The sequence below is a fragment of the Streptococcus sp. DD11 genome, from assembly GCF_001578865.1.
In the GTDB taxonomy this organism is placed as follows: domain Bacteria; phylum Bacillota; class Bacilli; order Lactobacillales; family Streptococcaceae; genus Streptococcus; species Streptococcus panodentis.
In genome coordinates this window covers 254,978-257,411 of record NZ_KQ969396.1, presented here as the reverse complement: position 1 = coordinate 257,411, position 2,434 = coordinate 254,978, and the positions used below count along the sequence as shown (strand labels likewise).

The window sequence follows — 2,434 nt, the reverse complement described above, 5'->3', positions numbered from 1 at the left end:
CGCTGGACAATGGCAGAGCGGTAACGGTGACTGGTAAGGTGGACCGGATTGACCGCCTGCTTCAGACAGAGAGTCTGGGTGTGGTGGATTACAAGTCCGGCGAGACCAAGTTTAGCTATGAAAAGTTTTTCAACGGTCTCAATTCCCAGCTGCCGACCTATCTGGCAGCCATCCGGCAGCTGAAAGACTATCAGGAAGAGAAGGGGAGCTTTGGGGCCATGTATCTGCAGATGACCGATCCCATCGTGGCTCTCAAAGATACCAAAGAGCTGGCAGATGCGGTCAGGAATGTGATGAAAACCCAGCAGTACAAAGGCCTCTTTCTGGCAGACCAGATTCAGGAATTGGGGGCGGCCTATGAGAAAAACAAGGCCAATCTGCTCAGCAGAGAGGAGCTAGAGCTGCTTTTGGCCTACAATGCTGCCCTCTACCGGCGGGCGGCTGAGAGCATTCTGTCGGGGCACTTTGCCATCAACCCTTATACGGAAAACGGCCGCAGCATCGCGCCTTATGTCGATCAGTTCAAGGCCATTACCGGCTTTGAAGCCAATCTGCACCTCGGTCAGGCCCGGCAGCTGGAGAAGCTGGATGTGAGCAGATTTGACCGGCGGCCGACCGGGGACAAACTGCGGCAGGCCTGGTTAGAAAAGATGAAGGAGGACTTGGGAAAATGAAGCAGATTCCCTTTTTAAGCAGCCAAGAAATTGCAGCCAAGCAGGCAGCTGAAGCTGCTTCTGACAAGGCTCAAAAGCGGACGCCAGAGCAGATAGAAGCCATTTACTCCTCCGGCCGGAATATTCTGGTTTCGGCTTCAGCCGGTTCTGGCAAGACCTTTGTCATGGTCCAGCGGATACTGGATCAGATTGCCCGCGGAGTGGCGGTCAGCCAGCTCTTTATCTCTACCTTTACGGTCAAGGCGGCCGGAGAGCTGCGAGAGCGGCTGGAAAGCGAGCTGGAGCAGCGTTTGAGAGAGTGTGACGATGACGGGCTCCGCCGCCACCTGGCCCGGCAGCTGGCAGATCTGCCCAATGCTGACATCGGCACCATGGACTCTTTCACGCAGAAGCTCCTCAGTAAGTACGGTTATCTGCTGGGCCTGGCTCCGCATTTTCGGATTCTGCAGGATGCCAGCGAGCAGCTGGTTTTGCAGAATGAAGTTTTTGAGCAGCTCTTTGACCGCTATTATGACAGTGAGAAAAAAGAACCTTTCAGCCGTCTGGTCAAGAATTTTACCGGCCGGCGCAAGGATATTGCTGGCTTTCGCCAGCAGATTTACAGCATTTACAGCTTTCTGCAGTCGACCAGCAATCCGGAAGTCTGGCTGCAGGAGACCTTCCTCTACGGCTACGAGCACAGCGATTTTGCAGCTGCTAAAGAGCAGATAGTGAGTGAGGTGCGGGAGGCTTTGCTGGAGCTGGGAGATTTCTTTCGCTTTCACTTGGACAATGACGGCCGGGAGTTTGCCGGTGCCAAGTATCAGGACCATGTACAGGCTGCTTTGGTCCTGCTGGATCCTGTTAGCCAGCAGACTGAGACGGACCAGCTGCTGCAGATTTTGCAGGAAATGACGGCCTTATCCAGACAGTCCAACGGTCAGGCCTTTACAGCCCGCGGCGGCAAGGATGAGCTGAAAAAAGAATTGGCTCAGGCTTATAACGAGGCCCGCAAACCCCTGATTGAAAAACTGCGCGAGGAAGAGATCAGGCTCTATCATCTGGACTTTATGGCAGAGCATCAGGCGGAGAGTCTGCCGCTTTTGGAGCTGCTGCGGGACTTTGTCAGAGACTTTTCCCAAGCCTATCTGGAGCGCAAAAAGGAGGAAAATGCCTTTGAATTCGGTGACATCAGCCACTTTGCCATTGAGATTTTGGAGAATTTCCCGGAGATTCGGGCCTTTTACCAAGCTAAATACCATGAAGTCATGGTGGACGAATATCAGGACACCAACCACACCCAAGAGCGCATGCTGGAGCTCCTATCCAAGGGGAATAACCGCTTTATGGTGGGCGACATCAAGCAGTCAATCTACCGCTTCCGTCAGGCTGACCCGCAGATTTTCAATGATAAGTTTAAGCTCTATCAGGAGCAGCCTGACCAAGGGCAGCTGATTATCCTCAAAGAAAATTTCCGCAGCCATGTGGAGGTGCTGCAGGCGACCAATGATGTCTTCAAACGCCTCATGGACGAGGAAGTGGGAGAAGTGGACTATAATGAAAGCCACTATCTAGTGGCCGGCAATCCTGCGAAGCAGGAGCCTGATCCTCACAAGACTGCAGAATTTCTGCTTTATGACAGCTCTGCGGCCAGCCCAGCTGAAGAGGAAAGTGAGAGCCAGCCGGCCAGCCTTTCTGCTGGGGAAATAGCGCTGGTCGTCAAGGAGATTATCCGCCTGCACAATGAAGAAGGAGTGGCCTTCGGAGACATCACCCTGCTG

At 53.6% G+C, this 2,434-nt stretch carries 2 protein-coding genes; both read left to right on the top strand.

The window, feature by feature from the left end; translation table 11 throughout:
• The coding region (locus STRDD11_RS14655) for a PD-(D/E)XK nuclease family protein (RefSeq protein ID WP_241209418.1) at positions 1-674 on the top strand (674 nt) is incomplete at its 5' end.
• Positions 671-2,434 (top strand): UvrD-helicase domain-containing protein (locus STRDD11_RS10605; RefSeq protein WP_164828471.1); only part of this gene is annotated, 1,764 nt, incomplete at its 3' end. The genes STRDD11_RS14655 and STRDD11_RS10605, both read left to right, overlap by 4 nt.